The organism is Verrucosispora sp. CNZ293 (assembly GCF_002754655.1).
Genome location: NZ_PEFR01000001.1, coordinates 116,783 through 133,545, shown reverse-complemented (window position 1 = coordinate 133,545; position 16,763 = coordinate 116,783). Strand labels below are relative to the sequence as shown.

The window sequence follows — 16,763 nt, the reverse complement described above, 5'->3', positions numbered from 1 at the left end:
CCGCGGCCCCACCCTCTTTGGGCATCCTAGGAGGATGGGTCACTAGGTGTGGCGGTGTAGCGGCGCGGACGGCCCGCACCGGAAACCCGACCGGGTCGACACGGCCCCGGCTCCGATGTGGCAGGCTGCCGCCATGGTCCTCGAGGTAGCGCTCATCGACGTCATCCCCGGCCACGAGGAGGCGTTCGCCGCCGCGTACGCCCAGGGGCATCCGCTGCTGGCCGGCACGCCCGGCTGCCGCTCGGTACGGATGACCCGGGGCCTGGAGTCCCCCTCCCGCTTCGTGCTGCTTGTCGAGTGGGACTCGGTCGAGGCGCACGAGCAGAACTTCCGGGCCACCGAACGCTTCACCGGGTGGCGTGAGCTGATCGGCCCGCACTTCGCCGCGCCGCCGCGGGTCGAACACTTCGTCGACGTACCCGCCTGACGGCATCGGGGCAGCACGCACCGAACCGAGAAAGTGTCACACCGTCCACCTACTGTGCGTCTCGCGTCGGCACCGGCCCCGACGGCTTCGGGGGCGCCGGGCCCGGTGCCGACGCCACGATCGCGGTCCTTCCTACCCCACCTGCCGACCTCAGCCCGACAGGTGCCGGGGCATCACCCGTCGAGCCGGCGGGCCAGCAACCGCACCGTCTCCTCCTCCGGCAGCGCCGTCTCCAACAGGCAGTCGGTCATCCGCTCGTACCTGTCGACGTCGGTCGCAGTGGTCAGCCGCACATCCGTGGTCAGCGCCTCCAGCATGACGGTGCGTGGGTCCGCCGGGTCCGGAAAGGAATAGCAGGAGAACGGCGTCAACGGCAACGGGGTGCGGCTTGCGCCGATCCGCAGCAGTCGGATCGTCACATGCGGCAGGGCGGCCAGGTCGAGCAGGTACCGCAACTGCTCACGCCACACCTCCACCGGATCATCCCCCGGCTCGCAGGCCAACTCGGTGATCAGCGCCGTGTAGCGGGGCGGCTCGACGCGGCGCAGCACACCCTGCCGGGCGGCCCGAGCCCGCAGGTCGGCCTCCACGTCCACAGTCGGGTCGATCAGCTGACCGGCGACGATGCGCAGTCGGGCGTACGCCGGGGTCTGCAACAGGCCGGGCACGATCGCCGGCTGGTACTCCACGATGCCCGCCGCGCCGGCTTCGAGCTCGGCGTAGGTGCGCTGCCGCTCCCCCATCTCGCCGAGCGACTTCCACCAGCCCCGGCTGGTCGCCGCGTCCCGGGCGATGACGATCAGGGCGTCGCGTTGCCGCGACGGCACCTCGTAGATGTCGAGCAGGTCGAGCACGTCGGCCAGGTCGGGACGGCTCTGCCCCAGCTCGATGCGGGACAGCTTGGAGGTGGACGCCCAACCGAGTCGCTCACACACCTGTTCCAGTGTCAGCGCCTCCCGGCGGCGTAGCTGACGCAACTCGGCGCCCAGTCGCGCACGTCGAATGACCGGACTCGTTGGCAACGGCATCCCTGCCTCCCCACCGAGGGAGAGTACGCACGGCGATCACGTAGCGCAATAGGACGCTCGCATTCCGCTATCCCCCCACCGTGGGAAGTGGATTGTCCACCCGGCCGGGACTACCGCACGCCGGCGGCGTCCATCCCCCGCAACTCCTTCTTCAGGTCGGCGACCTCGTCGCGGATCCGGGCGGCCAACTCGAACTGCAACTCCCGCGCGGCGGCCAGCATCTGGTCGTTGAGCTCCTGGATGAGCTGCGCCAGCTCGGCCCGCGCCATGCCCTCGCGGGCCGGCGTGGCCGCGCCGCCCCGGGCCCGGCTGCGCGTCTCCTTGACCGGCGCCTTACCCCGCGACAACTGGCGCACCGCACCGCCGACCCGGGTCGCCTCGGTGTCCTCCGCCTCGCGGTAGATGTCGTCGAGAATGTCGTGGATCTTCTTGCGCAGCGGCTCCGGGCTGATGCCGTGCGCCTCGTTGTGCGCGATCTGCTTGGCCCGCCGCCGGTTCGTCTCGTCGATCGCGTCCGCCATCGACGGAGTGATCTTGTCGGCGTACATGTGCACCTGGCCGGAGACGTTACGGGCGGCCCGGCCGATGGTCTGGATCAACGATCGGCCGCTGCGCAGGAAGCCCTCCTTGTCCGCGTCCAGAATCGCCACCAACGACACCTCCGGCAGGTCGAGGCCCTCCCGTAGCAGGTTGATGCCGACAAGGACGTCGTAGTCACCACGACGCAACTCGCGCAGCAGCTCCACCCGGCGCAGCGTGTCCACCTCCGAGTGCAGGTAGCGCACCCGGATGCCGTTCTCCAGGAGGTAGTCGGACAGGTCCTCGGCCATCTTCTTGGTCAACGTGGTGACCAGCACCCGCTCGTCGCGCTCGGTCCGCAACTTGATCTCGTGCATCAGGTCGTCGATCTGGCCCTTGGTGGGCTTGACGACCACCTCCGGGTCGACCAGGCCGGTCGGGCGGATCACCTGCTCCACGAACTCGCCCTGGGCGTGTTCCAGCTCCCACGGGCCGGGGGTGGCCGACAGGAAGACCATCTGGCCGACCCGCTCCAGGAACTCGTCGAACCGCAGCGGCCGGTTGTCGGCGGCGCTGGGCAGCCGGAACCCGTGGTCGATGAGCATCCGCTTGCGCGAGGCGTCGCCCTCGTACATGCCGCCGATCTGCGGGATCGTCACGTGCGACTCGTCGACGACGGTGAGGAAGTCGTCGGGGAAGTAGTCCAGCAGGCAGTGCGGCGGGCTGCCGGGCAGCCGGCCGTCGATGTGCATCGAGTAGTTCTCGATGCCCGAGCAGAAGCCGACCTGCCGCATCATCTCGATGTCGTACGTGGTGCGCATCCGCAGCCGCTGCGCCTCCAGCAGCTTGCCCTGCCGTTCCAGCTCGGCCAGCCGCTCGCCCAGCTCCGCCTCGATGTCACGGACCGCTCGTTCCATCCGCTCCGGCCCGGCCGCGTAGTGCGTCGCCGGGAAGATCAACAGATGGTCCACCTCGCGCACCACGTCACCGGTCAACGGGTTGAGGTAGTAGAGCTTCTCCACCTCGTCACCGAAGAGCTCGATCCGCACGGCGAGTTCCTCGTACGCCGGAATGATCTCCAGCGTGTCACCGCGGACCCGGAAGGTGCCGCGTTGGAAGGCCATGTCGTTGCGTGTGTACTGGATGTCGACCAGGCGGCGCAGCAGCTGGTCCCGGTCCAGCTCCTGGCCCACGGCGACCCGCACCGCGCGGTCGAGGTACTCCTCCGGGGTGCCCAGCCCGTAGATCGCCGAGACGGTCGCGACCACCACCACGTCACGACGGGTGAGCAGCGACATCGTCGCCGAGTGCCGGAGCCGCTCGACCTCCTCGTTGATCGAGGAGTCCTTCTCGATGTACGTGTCGGTCTGCGGGATGTACGCCTCGGGCTGGTAGTAGTCGTAGTACGAGACGAAGTACTCCACCGCGTTGTCCGGCAGCAGCTCGCTGAACTCCTTCGCGAGCTGGGCGCAGAGCGTCTTGTTGGGCGCCAGCACCAGCGTGGGGCGTTGCAACCGCTCGATCAGCCAGGCGGTGGTGGCGCTCTTGCCCGTGCCGGTCGCGCCGAGCAGCACCGTGTGCCGGTCGCCACGGCGGACCCGTCGCTCCAGGTCGTCGATCGCCGCCGGCTGGTCACCGGCCGGCTGAAAATCACTTATGACCTGGAAACGACCGTCGAGCCGGGGTATGTCGAGCGCCATGCCGTCAACGGTACGCCCGGGCTACGACAGCCGATCCGTTTCGCCGCTGCCACCGGCGGACCCGGAGTCAGGCCACGGTGGGGTTCGGCGGCGCGCCCCGCGGCGGCCCCGGCCGACTACGTGCAGCACGTGATCGGCTTCGATATTCGCATTGTGTGGTTCTTCTCACCCCGCTACGCTTTTCCCGTAGGCCGCTCGCGGCGGCCGACCGGGCCGGTGGCGGGCCGCACAGGCCACGCCGCCCCCGGCACCGAGGGTCGCAGCACCCGGCATGCCTGGCGTGCGCACCGGACGTGGTCGCGCCGAGAGCGCTGACCGGCCGCCGCGAGCGCCCCTGCTCGTCACCCCCACGTGGTCCGCGCCGTTCATCCTCCCGTGGAGAGCAGCTCACAACCGCCGCCCGACAGCCGCCGTCGCCGCGCGGCCAACCGTCGTCACCGGGCCGGCACCGTGCCGCCCGCGGTGCTCAAACTGGCCGTCGCCGAACCGGCCACCCGGCTACCGGAGTCACGGCCGGGCATCCGCCGGGCCGTGGTCTCCGGCGGGCTGCTCGACCTGGCCGCCGGTAACCGGGCCGAGGAGGAGGACCTGGCCGGATCGGCCACGGAGGCCGACGACCCGCGGCGTGACGGCAACCGTCGGCGTCGCCTCATCCTCACCGGGCTGGTCCTCACCGCGGTGCTCTCCGCCGTGATGCTGGTGGCGACCCTCGTCAACTGGGCGCCGGACGGGCCACCGCCACGGGAGCTGACGGCAGGTGAACGAGAGCGCCTGGCCGCCATGCGGGTGACCAACTACCGGGAGCTGCGCGCCGGTCTCCACGTCACCGCCGGCACTGGCGCCACCCGCACCGACCTGCTCGGCTGGGTCGACTGGGCCCGGGGGTTGACCTATCTCGACGTGGGCGGCCCGGGCGCGGGCCCGTCCCGAGGGTTGGCCCAGGCCACCCCCACCGTGCTGGTGGTCCGGCCCGACCCGGCGGCCGTGCCGACGCCGGCCATGCCGCCGTTGGTGCCACCGGCCGACGGTTGGCGGCTCCCCGCCGACCGGCGCCTCGATCCACTGCTAGGGCTGATCTTCGCGCTCGCCGCCGATCGGCCCGACGAGACGACCGGCTGGGTCGGCCGTTGGGTGGGCCGGGAACATCTCAACGGTGAGCCGGTCGACGTCCTGGAGATCACCGCGCCCGGTCCCGGCGCGCCGGCGACCCGCACCCCTGGTGCCGGCACCGCCACGGTGGGCGCCCCGGCCCGCTACTGGCTCGACCCGGCCGGCCGGCTGCACCGGGTACAGGCCGACCTCGCCGGAATCGGACCGGTCACGGTGGCCCTGAACCGGGCCGACCGACCGACGCTGCGGCCGGTCGAGGCGCTCGGTGGTCGGCCCGGCCTGCCCCGCGCGCTGACCGCCGCCGAACGGGACCGGTGGCGCCGGTTGCCGGCCCGCCTGCGGACCGCCGGTGGGGCGACCGTCACCCTGACCGTGCCCGCCTCCGCCGCCACCAACCTGCGCGGCAGCGGCTGGCTGAGCTGGACGTCAGGCACCGCGTACCTCGGTGTCACCGACCTCGACGCCGACGGTCGACGCACCCTGGTCCGCCAGCACGGCCGCAAGATCACCCGGATCGACGACGCCACGACCGGTGGGCCGGCACGTCCACCACTGCCGCCACCGACCGCGGGATGGCGGGCCGGACCGCATCGCACGGAAGCCCTCGACCCGCTGGTGGCCGCCGCGCTCCGGGCCGCGCAGCGCTCCGGAGTGCCGGGCAGCGCACAACGGGTACGCGGCGACACCCTCGCCGGCAGCACCGTCGACGTGGTGCAGGTCGACACCGCCCGAGGGCCGCTGCGCTACTGGGTCGATCGGGGCGGGATGCTGCGCCGGCTGGAGCTGCCGACCCGGGCGGGCGCCTGGGCACAGCTCGACCTGACCCCGGGCCGGGTACCACGGTTGACGCCGCCGCCCGCCAAGCGCTGACGGGTACCGGCCCGCGTCAACGGATGCCACGTTCTCAGGGACGCCAGCCCGTGCGCGCGGCCCACTCCTCCGCCCGGAGGTGCTCCTCGTCGAACCAGGGGTCCTTCGCCGTGGCGTACACCCCGCTGTCCGGCGCGGACGCCGCCAGTTCCCGCTTGAGCACCAGGTACGCCGCCCGCTGGTCGGGATCGGCCCGCAGGTGGTCACGCATCAGCAGGGCATACCGCCAGCCTGGCGAACCGGTCACCCGCACGTGCAGGTGAACCGGGCGGGCCGGGTCCGCGCTGCCGTGCAGCCGCTTCTCCCACCGGCCGCTGCCGACCGGTCGGGGGCTGTCCCACCACTCGCCCGGCAGGGCGGGAAAACCCGCGTCGGCCAGCCGCTCGGCCAACGCACCGTCGGCGTCGGCGAGCGACGGCACGCTGAGCTGGATGTCGATGACGTCCTTGGCGGCCAGGCCAGCCACGGCTGTCGAACCGATGTGGTCGATCCGCAGGTCGGCCGGGGCGATGGCGTGCCGGATCCGGTCCGCCAGCCGCGCGTACTGCTGGGGCCAGGTCGGGTCGGGCTCGGCCAGCCTGACCTGGTTCACCCGCACCGCCCGCCGGTGGCGCACGTTGGTCTCGAAGGGCACCAGCCGCTGCCGCCAGAGCGCGTCGACAGCGGCGTGCAGTTCATCGAGGGTGCCGTCGTTCGTCAGCAGCACGTCCGCGACCGCCGCCCGGCGGGCGTCGTCGGCCTGCGCGGCGATCCGACGCTGGACATCCGCCCCGCTCATCCCCCGGTCGCGGGCCAGCCGCGCCAACCGGGTCTCCACCGCCGTCTGCACCACCACCACCAGGTGGTACGTGGCCGCCAAGCCGACCTCCACCAGCAGCGGCACGTCGCTGACCACCACGGCGTCGGGTGGGGCGGCACCTGTCAGTTCGGCGGTACGGACGCGGACCCGGCCGTGGATGATCGCCTCCAGCTTGCGCCGGGCCGGCTCGTCGGCGAACACCAGCTCACCCAGGGCAGCCCGGTCCAGGGCCCCGTCGGCGTCCAGCACCCGGTCGGAGAACGCGGCGACGACCTCGGCGAGACCCTCGGTGCCGGGCGCGACCACCTCGCGGGCGAGCTGATCGGCGTCGACGAGCATCGCGCCCCGCTCGACAAGCCGTCGCGCCACAGCGCTCTTGCCCGAACCGATCCCGCCGGTCAACCCCACCCTCAGCACGGCACCCAGTCAACCCGATCATGCCCTTCCCGCCAACCCACCCAGCGTTGATCATGAGGTTGACGGCACTTGTTGATCTTCAAAGTGTCACTAACCTCATGATCAACGGGATGAGCGGGGCGGTAGGGGTTGATGAGGGAGGGCCCCGCCTCGACCCGGAGTACCGGGTCGAGGCGGGGCCCTCTGTTGTCAGCCGACAGCTTCAGATCGCAGCGAGGCGTCAGACACGCCGAACCGAAGATGTCACCGGCTCACTTGCCGCCGGCGAGCTTCTCCCGCAGTGCGGCGAGCGCCTCGTCGGTGGCCAGCGTGCCCGCGGGCTCCTCGGCCTGGCGGCTGGGGGCCGCGCTGGTCGAGGTGGTGGTGCCGCCAGCCGCGGGGGCCGGCTGCGGGTTGGCAGCGGCCTCGGCCTCGGCGGCCCGGGACGTCTGCACCTGCTTCTGGTGCGCCTCCCAGCGCTGCCGCGCCTCGGCGTACTGGTTCTCCCAGGTCTCGCGCTGCTTGTCGTACCCCTCGAGCCACTCGCCCGTCTCCGGGTCGAAGCCCTCCGGGTAGATGTAGTTGCCCTCGGTGTCGTAGGTCGCGGCCATGCCGTAGAGGGTCGGGTCGAAGTGCTCCTCGCCCTCGACGAAGCCCTCGTTGGCCTGCTTGAGCGACAGCGAGATCCGGCGACGCTCCAGGTCGATGTCGATGACCTTGACCATGACCTCGGAGCCGACCTGCACGACCTGCTCGGGGATCTCCACGTGACGCTCGGCCAGCTCGGAGATGTGGACCAGACCCTCGATGCCGTCGTCCACCCGGACGAAGGCGCCGAACGGCACCAGCTTGGTGACCTTACCCGGCACGATCTGCTGGATGGCGTGGGTGCGGGCGAACTGACGCCACGGGTCCTCCTGGGTCGCCTTCAGCGACAGCGAGACCCGCTCGCGGTCCAGGTCGACGTCCAGGACCTCGACCTCGACCTCCTGGCCCACCTCGACGACCTCGGACGGGTGGTCGATGTGCTTCCAGGACAGCTCGGAGACGTGCACCAGGCCGTCCACGCCGCCCAGGTCGACGAAGGCGCCGAAGTTGACGATCGAGGAGACGACGCCCTTGCGGACCTGCCCCTTCTGGAGCTTGTTGAGGAACTCGGTGCGCACCTCGGACTGCGTCTGCTCCAGCCAGGCCCGGCGGGACAGCACCACGTTGTTGCGGTTCTTGTCCAGCTCGATGATCTTGGCTTCGAGCTCGCGGCCGACGTACGGCTGGAGATCGCGCACCCGCCGCATCTCGACCAGGGAGGCCGGCAGGAAGCCGCGCAGCCCGATGTCGAGGATGAGGCCACCCTTGACCACCTCGATGACCGAACCACGGACGACGCCGTCCTCGTCCTTGATCTTCTCGATCGTGCCCCAGGCCCGCTCGTACTGCGCCCGCTTCTTGGAGAGGATCAGCCGACCCTCCTTGTCCTCCTTTTGGAGGACAAGGGCCTCGATGTGGTCGCCCACCGAGACGACCTCTGCCGGGTCCACGTCGTGCTTGATCGACAACTCCCGAGAGGGAATGACACCCTCGGTCTTGTAGCCGATGTCGAGCAGGACCTCGTCCCGATCGACCTTGACGACGGTGCCTTCGACAATGTCGCCGTCGTTGAAGTACTTGATGGTCTCGTCGATCGCGGCGAGGAAAGCCTCCTCTGAGCCGAGATCGTCGACGGTGACCTTGGTGGCGCTCGAGGGGGCCTCGATGCTGCTCGTCATGTGGGCGGTTGCTCCGGTCGGATGGTGTGTCACAGCAGTCTGGTGTCGCGGTGACCTGTGCGCGCCAACGGATCCGTCGGCGGGCCCACCTGGAAATCGCTGAACGAGATCTTGATGTGACTCCGTCGACCGCGCACCTGCTCCCTGCCGAGGCACACGATCCGCGAGCGCATCGTCTACCCTACCTGCTGCATTACCACAGCGTGCAAGCCCTCCCGTCTACTCATCAGCGCACCAGCCGCGAAAGCGGAGATTTCGACCAGACACGCCGTACGGCGTGACGGGCCGCCGCCGGCCACCCCGTCGTCAGGGCCTAGCGTGGCCTGGTGGACGACGAGGACCGGGTGACCCGGCGCCAGGTCGGTGACGCCGAGGCCCGCACCGCCAACCGCCGCTGGTGGGACACCGACGCCGACGCGTACCAGGCCGAACACGGCAGCTTCCTGGGCGACGTGGACTTCGTCTGGTGCCCGGAGGGACTACGCGAGGCCGACGCCCGACTGCTGGGAGACGTGGCCGGACGGCGGGTGCTGGAGGTCGGCTGCGGGGCCGCGTCCTGTTCCCGCTGGCTGGCCACCCAGCATGCCCGGCCGGTCGCGCTGGACCTCTCCGCCGGCATGTTGCGGCACGCGGCGCAGGCCAACGCCCGCAGCGGGGTACGCGTGCCGCTGGTCCAGGCCGACGCGCTCGCGTTGCCCTTCGCCGACGAGAGCTTCGACCTCGCCTGCACGGCGTTCGGCGCGGTCCCGTTCGTCGAGGACTCGGCGGCGCTGATGCGCCAGGTGCACCGGGTGCTGCGCCCCGGCGGCCGGTGGGTCTTCTCGGTGACCCACCCGATGCGCTGGATCTTCCTGGACGACCCGGGGGAGGGCGGGCTCACCGCCGTGCACTCGTACTTCGACACCCGCCCGTACGTGGAGCAGGACGACCACGGCCGGGCCAGCTACGTCGAACAGCACCGCACCCTCGGCGACCGGGTACGCGAACTGGTCGGTGCCGGCTTCCGGCTGCTGGACCTGGTGGAACCGGAGTGGCCGGAGGGACACGAGGGGATCTGGGGGCAGTGGAGCCCGCTACGCGGCCGGCTCTTCCCCGGCACCGCCATCTTCGTCACCGAGAAACCGGCCGACTGAGCCTGCCGGCTGCCCGGTCCGGCGCCGTCCCGGACAGCGAGTGCGACGATGCCGTCCCGGGGTGGCGTTACGCTCACGTCATGAGCGAGCGCCGGCGAGCGAATCATCGACTCGGTGCCGTGGTGCCTCACGCCGGCCCGCAGCGCAGCGGAGGGCCGGCGTGAGCGCCGAGCCCGTCCCGACATCACCTGGCCCCTGGTGTCCGGATCCGATGCGGCAGCAGCGTGCCGACTACACGCTTGACGACCTGCTCGCCCTGCCGGACGAGTACGCCGCCGCCGGCATCCCCTTCTACTGGCGCATCGAACAGGACCCGGTGCACGTCTACGCGTACCGCCTCGGCGACCGGATCGGGCCGGGCGGGGAGCGACAGTACGAACTCGCCGCCGACAGCGCGGAACTGAACGACAACAACTTCCCGTTCTCCACCGGCCGCGCCCCGGGGGTGGCCGAGGACAACGAGTGGATCGTCATCACGCTGCCCCGCTCACTCGACCCGGACCGGCGCGTCCTCAGGTAAGCCGACAGATCCAGTGCTGCCTCGTCCCCGTGGACCCGGTGGACGGGGCAGCGGCGTTTCCGCCGGAGTCGCCCGGGTACCCGAGCGCCATGGCCGACAAGGAGTTCCGCACGGGCGACCACGTCTCCTGGGCCAGCCACAGCGGCCGGGCCCACGGTGTGGTCAAGGAGAAGCTGACCGAACGCACCCACGTACGCGGGCACGCCGTGAACGCCACACCGGAGCAACCGCAGTACCGCATCCGCAACGACGACTCGGGCCGGGACGTGGCCCACCGCCCGGAGGTGTTGCGCCGTGAGCCGTCGTGACGATCCGGACCAGACCTACCGGGAGTTCACCGAGGCGGTCAACATGAAGCCGGGCGAGTTGTCGACGTGGTTGGACAGCGACGAGTCCAAGCATGTCGGCTGGCGGCGCAAGGGCAGCGGCGGCGAGACAGTCGGCCACGAGTCCGGCCGTAAGATCATCGACCTGCTCCGCCGCAAGCGTGGCCAGCTCACCGAGGCCGACTACAAGCACATGCGCAAGGTCGTCGGCTACGTCCGCCGGCACATGGCGCAGCGTCCCAGCGGCGACGTACGCGACACCCGGTGGCGGTACTCGCTGATGAACTGGGGTCACGACCCGGTCAAGGCCCCGTTGCCGCCGCCCGGCGGCCCCTCCCGCAAGGCCCTCGAACGGCACGGCACCCCACCCAAGTCCCGCCGAGGCCCCGGCCGCTGAGACCCGCACCGAACTGCGGACCCACCCAAAGCAGGCGACAACTTCGGCGAAGTTGCTGTGTCAGCCGGCCCGCGAGGCAGCCACTTCCCCGAAACTGCGCACGGGTCGTCCATAGGACCGCGCCCGAACCGCGTTCCGGAACCACGTCAGGGTTTCGGGGCAGCCCCGAAACCCCTCCGACAGGAGAATCAGTGGTCGGCGCTGTTCCAGTCGCGGCCGTCGCCCACCGACACCTCCAGCGGCACCGACAGCGGGTATGCCCCGCCCATCTCACGCCGGACCAGCTCCTCAAGGGCCGCCCGTTCTCCCGGCGCCACCTCGAAGACCAACTCGTCGTGCACCTGCAACAGCATTCGGGAGCGCAGGCCGGCGTCGCGCAGCGCGGTGTCGACGTGCAGCATGGCCACCTTGATGATGTCCGCCGCGGAGCCCTGGATCGGGGCGTTGAGCGCCATCCGCTCGGCCATCTCCCGCCGCTGCCGGTTGTCACTGACCAGGTCGGGCAGGTAACGCCGGCGGCCGAGGATGGTGGAGGTGTACCCGTCCTGCCGGGCCCGGGCGACCACCTCCTGGAGGTAGTCCCGCACGCCGCCGAATCCGGCGAAGTAGTTCTCCATCAGCCCGCGCGCCTCCTCGGCGCTGATGCCGAGTTGCTGGGACAGGCCGAAGGCGCTGAGACCGTACGCCAGGCCGTAGTTCATCGCCTTGATTTTGCGCCGCTGGTCCGGGGTGACCTCGGCCAGCGGCACCGTGAAGACCGACGAGGCCGTCGCGGCATGGAAGTCGGCGCCGGAGTTGAACGCCTGGATCAGCGCGTCGTCGGCCGACAGGTGCGCCATGATCCGCATCTCGATCTGGCTGTAGTCGGCGGTCAGCAGGCACTCGAAGCCCTCCCCCACCACGAAGGCGCGGCGGATCCGTCGCCCCTCCTCGGTGCGGATGGGAATGTTCTGCAGGTTCGGCTCGGTGGAGGAGAGCCGGCCGGTGGCGGCCACCGTCTGGTTGAAGGTGGTGTGGATGCGTCCGTCGTCGGAGACCGACTTGAGCAACCCGTCCACAGTCGACTTGAGCTTGGCCACGTCGCGGTGCCGCAGCAGGTGGGCCAGCACCGGGTGCGGGTTCTGCGCGTAGAGCCACTGCAACGCGTCGGCGTCGGTGGTGTAACCCGTCTTGATCCGCTTGGTCTTGGGCAGGTTCAGCTCGCCGAAGAGGATTTCCTGCAACTGCTTGGGTGAGCCCAGGTTGAACTCCCGCCCCACCGCCTCGTACGCGCCCTGCGCGGCGGCCTTCACCTCGGCGGCGAAGTGCGCCTCCAGCTCCGTCAGGTAGTCGGTGTCCGCGGCGATGCCGGTGCGCTCCAGCTGCGCCAGCACCCGCATCAGCGGCAGCTCCACCCCGGCCATCAGCCGGGCCGACTGCTCACCGTCGCGGGACAGCTCCGCGTCGATCGCGTCGGCCAGGTCGAGGGTGGCCCGGGCGTGCAGCATGAGGTTCTGCTCGGCCTCACTGTCGCCACCGAGCCCGTCGAGGGTCAGCTGGCCGGTCTCCGGGGAGTCGACCCGCAGCTCCCGGTGCAGGTAGCGCAGCGCCAGGTCGGTCAGGTCGTAGGACCGCTGGTCGGGGCGGGCCAGGTAGGCGGCGATCTGCGTGTCGCGGGCGATGCCGGCGAGTTCCCAGCCGTGCGCGGCGAAGGCGAGCACTGCCGGTTTGCTGTCGTGCAGCACCTTGGGCCGGGTCTCGTCGGCCAGCCACGCCGCCAGCGCCGCCTCGTCACCGGGCTCCAGCTGCGCCGGATCGAACCAGGCCGCCGCGCCGTCGGCGGTGGCCAGGGCCATCCCGGTGACGCTTGCGGTGTGCCTGCGGTTCGGACCGGTGTCGAGCTTTACCGCGACGCCCACGCCGGTGCCGGCCGGCGCGTGCGTCTCCAGCCAACCCACGAGCGCGCCGGGCGCGGCCAGCACCTCACCGGTCAGGTCGAAGCCCGACTCCGCCTCCGGCTCGACCGCCTCCAGGTACTGGTAGAGACGGTCCCGCAGGATGCGGAACTGAAGGGTGTCGAAGACCTGGTGCACCGCCTCGCGGTCCCATCCCGGCCAGCGGGCGTCCTCGGGACGCAGCGACAGCTCCAGGTCGGCGACCAGCCGGTTGATCTCGTAGTTGCGGATCACGTCGGCGAGCCGTTCCCGGAGGCTGTCACCCGCCTTGCCCTTGATCTCGTCGGCCCGGGCGATCACGCCCTCCACCCCGTCGTAGGCGTTGATCCATTTCGCCGCGGTCTTCGGGCCGACCCCGGGGATGCCGGGCAGGTTGTCGCTGGTCTCGCCGACCAGGGCGGCCAGGTCGCGGTAGCGGCCGGGGGTCACGCCGTACTTCGCCTCGACCGCCGCCGGGTCCATCCGAGCCAGGTCGGAGACGCCCTTACGCGGGTAGAGCACGGTGATCTGCTCGTCGACGAGCTGGAAGGCGTCCCGGTCGCCGGTGCAGATCAGCACCGCCATGCCCTGGTCGCGGGCCTGGCAGGCCAGGGTGGCGATGACGTCGTCGGCCTCGTACCCCTCCTTCTCCACCACCGGGACGCGCAGCGCCGCCAGGACCTCCTTCACCAGGCTTACCTGGCCCTTGAAGTCGGTGGGGGTCTCGCTGCGACCCGCCTTGTACTCCGCGTACCTGTCGGTACGGAACGAGCGGCGGGAGACGTCGAAGGCGACGATGATGTGGGTCGGCTGTTCGTCCCGCAACACGTTGATCAACATCGAGGTGAAGCCGTAGACCGCGTTCGTCGGCTGCCCGGTCGTGGTGGAGAAGTTCTCCACAGGCAGGGCGAAGAACGCCCGGTAGGCCAGGGAGTGTCCGTCGACGAGGAGCAGGCGCGGGGTCGTAGCTGTCACGGCTGCGACTCTAGTCCGTACCGCCGACAAGGCTGGCGCGGCAGCGCCGGAACGCCGCCGGCCGCCCACCCACCAGGGGCGGACGGCCGGCGCCGTACGACGTACCTCAGGCCACGCCCAGGTACGCCTCCTTGATCGACGGGTCGTGCAGGAGTTCCTGACCGGTGCCCTCCTTGACGATCCGACCGGTCTCCAGCACGTACGCCCGGTGGGCCCGGGAGAGCGCCTGCTGCGCGTTCTGCTCCACCAGCAGCACCGTGGTGCCCTGCTGGTTGATCTCCACGATGATGTCGAAGATCTGCTGGATGATCATGGGCGCGAGGCCCATCGACGGCTCGTCCAGCAGCAGCAGCTTCGGCCGGCTCATCAGCGCCCGGCCGACGGCGAGCATCTGCTGCTCACCGCCGGAGAGGGTGCCGCCGGCCTGCTTACGCCGCTCCCGCAGCCGGGGGAACATCTCCAGCACCCGCTCCAGATCGGCGGCGATGCCGGCGTGGTCACGCCGGGTGTACGCCCCCATGTCCAGATTCTCCAGCACGGTCATGCCGGGGAAGATCTGCCGACCCTCGGGTGACTGGCACAGGCCCCGGACCACCCGCAGGTCGGCACGGAGCTTGCTGATGTCCTCGCCGTTGAAGGTGATCCGACCGCCGGACAACGCCCGGGTGCCGGAGATCGCCCGCATGGTGGTGGTCTTGCCGGCGCCGTTGGCGCCGATCAGGGCCACCACCTCCCCCTCGTTGACGGTGAGGCTGATGCCGTGCAACGCCTCGATCCGACCGTACGAGACGCTGACGTTGTCCAACTCAAGCAGCATCGGCGGGCTCCCCCAGGTATGCCGCGATCACCCGCGGGTCTCGGCTGACCTCGTCCGGCAGGCCATCGGCGATCTTGCTGCCGAACTCCAGCACCACGATCCGGTCGGTGACTCCCATCACCAGCCGCATGTCGTGCTCGATCAGCAGCACCGTGATGCCCTTGTCGCGGATGCGGCGGATCAGCCCCAGCAGATCCTCCTTCTCGGCCGGGTTGAACCCGGCCGCCGGCTCGTCCAGGCAGAGCAGCTTTGGCTCGGTGCCGAGCGCCCGGGCGATCTCCAGCCGCCGCTGGTAGCCGTACGGCAGGTTGCGTGCCGCGTCGTTGGCCCGGTCGGCGATGCCGACGAAGCGCAACAACTCCATCGCCTTGTCCTCGGCCGCCCGCTCCTCCAGGATGTGCCGGGACAGGCCGAAGGTCTTGGCGAACGAGCGCCGCAGCTGCTGCCAGGTGCGCACGATGCCACCGGAGGCGGTCACCTCCGGCAGTTCCTCAGGCTTCGGCCGCACCCGGTAGAGCCGGAACAACGCGCCGGGCACGCTCGTCTTGTGCCGGGAGTCGGTCCCGACCATGACGTTCTCCAGCGCCGACATCTCCGGGAACAGCCGGATGTTCTGGAACGTCCGGGAGATGCCCAGCCGGCTGATCTGGTGCGGCTTGCGACCGGTGACCCGCTCGCCACGGAACCGGACCGCGCCCGAGGTCGGCTTGTAGACACCCGTCATCACGTTGAAACAGGTGGTCTTGCCGGCCCCGTTGGGCCCGATCAGGCCGAGGATCTCGCCTTCCTTGATCTCGAACTTGACCTCGTTGAGCGCGACCACGCCGCCGAAGCGGAGCGTGACGTTGTCGACCTCCAGCAGGGTCCTGGCCGGTCCCGGCTGGGCCGGGATCTTCGGCGCCGCCGGGGTGTTCGTCTCATCAGACATGAGCGGGCGCCTCCTCTGCCTCCGCCGCGCGGTCCTTCAACTCGCGGGCCCGCCGCCGGCTCGGGATCAGACCCTGCGGCCGCAGGATCATCACCAGCACCATGGCCAGTCCGAAGGCCAGCCAACGGTAGTCGGCGATCTCCCGGAACCGCTCCGGCAGGTATGCCAACAGCACCGCACCCACCGACACGCCAACCATGTTGCCGGACCCGCCGACCACCACCATCGCCACGAACAGGATGGAGAGGTTGACGTTGAACTGGGTCGGGTCGATGAAGGCGTACCGGCTGGCGAACAGGAAGCCGGCAAAGCCGCCCAGGGCCGCGCCGATGGCGAAGGCCCAGAGCTTGAACTTGAACGGGTAGACGCCCATCACGGCGGCAGCGTCCTCGTCCTCCCTGATGGCCAGCCAGGAGCGGCCGACGCGGCTGTGCTCCAGCCGCCGCACCGCGAAGACCATGAGCAACACGACGGTGATCGCCAGCCAGTACCAGGGCTTGATGTCGATCAGGCCGAAGATCTGGTTGTCCGATGAGGGCGGGCCCTCCGGACCGGGAATCGCCGCGATGCCCTGCGGGCCCCGGGTGACACCCTCCATGTTGCGGGCCACGATACGGATGATCTCGCCGAAGCCGAGCGTCACGATGGCCAGGTAGTCACCGCGCAACCGCAACGTCGGCCAGCCCAGGAGCACCCCGGAGATCAGCGCCATCACCAGTGCGATGAAGGCACAGATCGCCCAGGTCACCGCCCAGGTGGGCGGCAGGTCGAACTCCCGCTGGAACCACTGCACCACAGGCGAGTTCACCGAACCGAACAACGCCACCGCGTACGCGCCGATGGCGAAGAAGCCGATGTAGCCGAGGTCGAGCAGGCCGGCCAGGCCGATGACCACGTTGAGGCCGATCGCCACCAGCACGTAGACGGCGCAGGTGAACAGCACACCGGCCCAGTTGCTGCCGCCCGAGATCGAGTCGGTACGCAACCAGGTGAGGCCGGGTATGCCGAGCAGCGGCAGGTAGTAGAGGAACACCACGAAGGCGACGAACGCCAGGGACCGCTGCCACCTCGGCAACGCCTTCCACCGGTCGGCGACCGAGTGCAGGGCGTTGACCCGGCTGCGGTCCAGCTCTCGCATC

14 protein-coding genes are annotated in these 16,763 nt (G+C 70.5%); 6 read left to right on the top strand and 8 right to left on the bottom strand.

Annotation, left to right across the window (positions count from 1 at the left end; genetic code table 11):
- Window positions 1-133: 133 nt before the first annotated feature.
- Window positions 134-427 (top strand): antibiotic biosynthesis monooxygenase family protein, encoded by a 294-nt coding sequence (locus tag CLT74_RS00605; protein WP_099851043.1) that lies wholly within the window; start codon window positions 134-136, stop codon window positions 425-427.
- 173 nt (window positions 428-600) lie between these two features.
- On the opposite strand, the gene CLT74_RS00600 is transcribed toward CLT74_RS00605, so the two are convergent.
- Together CLT74_RS00600 and uvrB are read right to left on the bottom strand one after the other, a co-directional pair.
- On the bottom strand, window positions 601-1,455 hold the full coding sequence (locus CLT74_RS00600) for a Scr1 family TA system antitoxin-like transcriptional regulator (RefSeq protein ID WP_099844795.1): 855 nt from the start codon (window positions 1,453-1,455) through the stop codon (window positions 601-603).
- Window positions 1,456-1,565: 110 nt separating this feature from the next.
- Window positions 1,566-3,674, bottom strand: a complete 2,109-nt coding sequence (gene uvrB, locus CLT74_RS00595; RefSeq protein ID WP_099844794.1) for an excinuclease ABC subunit UvrB — start codon at window positions 3,672-3,674, stop codon at window positions 1,566-1,568.
- Window positions 3,675-4,049: 375 nt separating this feature from the next.
- Here uvrB and CLT74_RS00590 point away from each other — a divergent pair, with 375 nt between their 5' ends.
- Entirely contained in the window at window positions 4,050-5,654 is a 1,605-nt protein-coding gene (locus tag CLT74_RS00590; RefSeq protein ID WP_099844793.1) for a hypothetical protein, read from the top strand.
- A 34-nt stretch (window positions 5,655-5,688) separates the two neighbouring features.
- Here the strand turns inward: CLT74_RS00590 and coaE are convergent, their stop codons facing one another.
- Window positions 5,689-6,870, bottom strand: coding sequence for a dephospho-CoA kinase (gene coaE / locus CLT74_RS00585; RefSeq protein WP_099844792.1), 1,182 nt, complete (start codon window positions 6,868-6,870; stop codon window positions 5,689-5,691).
- Window positions 6,871-7,121: 251 nt separating this feature from the next.
- Window positions 7,122-8,615, bottom strand: coding sequence for a 30S ribosomal protein S1 (rpsA, locus tag CLT74_RS00580; protein ID WP_099844791.1), 1,494 nt, complete (start codon window positions 8,613-8,615; stop codon window positions 7,122-7,124).
- A gap of 326 nt (window positions 8,616-8,941) precedes the next feature.
- On the opposite strand from rpsA, the gene CLT74_RS00575 reads away from it, so the two are divergent.
- The 4 genes from CLT74_RS00575 to CLT74_RS00560 all read left to right on the top strand — a co-directional run bounded on the left by CLT74_RS00575 (window position 8,942) and on the right by CLT74_RS00560 (window position 10,991).
- A complete protein-coding gene (locus tag CLT74_RS00575) occupies window positions 8,942-9,748 on the top strand; it encodes a class I SAM-dependent methyltransferase (RefSeq protein ID WP_099844790.1) in 807 nt (268 codons plus the stop codon).
- A 211-nt stretch (window positions 9,749-9,959) separates the two neighbouring features.
- The gene (locus CLT74_RS30990; protein WP_486581867.1) at window positions 9,960-10,268 is read left to right on the top strand and encodes a hypothetical protein; all 309 of its coding nucleotides are present in this window, start codon (window positions 9,960-9,962) and stop codon (window positions 10,266-10,268) included.
- Window positions 10,269-10,306: 38 nt separating this feature from the next.
- Entirely contained in the window at window positions 10,307-10,576 is a 270-nt protein-coding gene (locus CLT74_RS00565; protein ID WP_486581866.1) for a hypervirulence associated TUDOR domain-containing protein, read from the top strand.
- Window positions 10,563-10,991 carry a DUF3140 domain-containing protein gene (locus tag CLT74_RS00560; RefSeq protein WP_099844788.1) on the top strand — a complete coding sequence of 143 codons (429 nt, stop codon included), beginning with the start codon at window positions 10,563-10,565 and terminating at the stop codon, window positions 10,989-10,991. Before CLT74_RS00565 ends, CLT74_RS00560 begins: the two co-directional genes overlap by 14 nt.
- 188 nt (window positions 10,992-11,179) lie before the next feature.
- Here CLT74_RS00560 and polA read toward each other — a convergent pair whose 3' ends face one another.
- From polA to CLT74_RS00540, 4 genes are all read right to left on the bottom strand, one after another.
- The gene (polA, locus tag CLT74_RS00555; protein ID WP_099844787.1) at window positions 11,180-13,879 is read right to left on the bottom strand and encodes a DNA polymerase I; all 2,700 of its coding nucleotides are present in this window, start codon (window positions 13,877-13,879) and stop codon (window positions 11,180-11,182) included.
- Between the two features lie 106 nt (window positions 13,880-13,985).
- Window positions 13,986-14,696, bottom strand: coding sequence for an ABC transporter ATP-binding protein (locus CLT74_RS00550; RefSeq protein ID WP_099844786.1), 711 nt, complete (start codon window positions 14,694-14,696; stop codon window positions 13,986-13,988).
- A complete protein-coding gene (locus CLT74_RS00545; RefSeq protein ID WP_099844785.1) occupies window positions 14,686-15,624 on the bottom strand; it encodes an ABC transporter ATP-binding protein in 939 nt (312 codons plus the stop codon). Before CLT74_RS00545 ends, CLT74_RS00550 begins: the two co-directional genes overlap by 11 nt.
- Window positions 15,617-16,762 (bottom strand): branched-chain amino acid ABC transporter permease, encoded by a 1,146-nt coding sequence (locus tag CLT74_RS00540; RefSeq protein ID WP_486581863.1) that lies wholly within the window; start codon window positions 16,760-16,762, stop codon window positions 15,617-15,619. The genes CLT74_RS00545 and CLT74_RS00540 overlap by 8 nt, the downstream gene beginning before the upstream one ends.
- Window position 16,763 lies beyond the last annotated feature (1 nt).

Coding starts and splice junctions, on each gene's coding strand:
- CLT74_RS00605 (WP_099851043.1), top strand. CDS start 134: ATGGTCCTCGAGGTAGCGCTCATCGACGTCATCCCCGGCCACGAGGAG.
- CLT74_RS00600 (WP_099844795.1), bottom strand. CDS start 1,455: ATGCCGTTGCCAACGAGTCCGGTCATTCGACGTGCGCGACTGGGCGCC.
- uvrB (WP_099844794.1), bottom strand. CDS start 3,674: ATGGCGCTCGACATACCCCGGCTCGACGGTCGTTTCCAGGTCATAAGT.
- rpsA (WP_099844791.1), bottom strand. CDS start 8,615: ATGACGAGCAGCATCGAGGCCCCCTCGAGCGCCACCAAGGTCACCGTC.
- CLT74_RS30990 (WP_486581867.1), top strand. CDS start 9,960: ATGCGGCAGCAGCGTGCCGACTACACGCTTGACGACCTGCTCGCCCTG.
- CLT74_RS00550 (WP_099844786.1), bottom strand. CDS start 14,696: ATGCTGCTTGAGTTGGACAACGTCAGCGTCTCGTACGGTCGGATCGAG.
- CLT74_RS00545 (WP_099844785.1), bottom strand. CDS start 15,624: ATGTCTGATGAGACGAACACCCCGGCGGCGCCGAAGATCCCGGCCCAG.
- CLT74_RS00540 (WP_486581863.1), bottom strand. CDS start 16,762: ATGCGAGAGCTGGACCGCAGCCGGGTCAACGCCCTGCACTCGGTCGCC.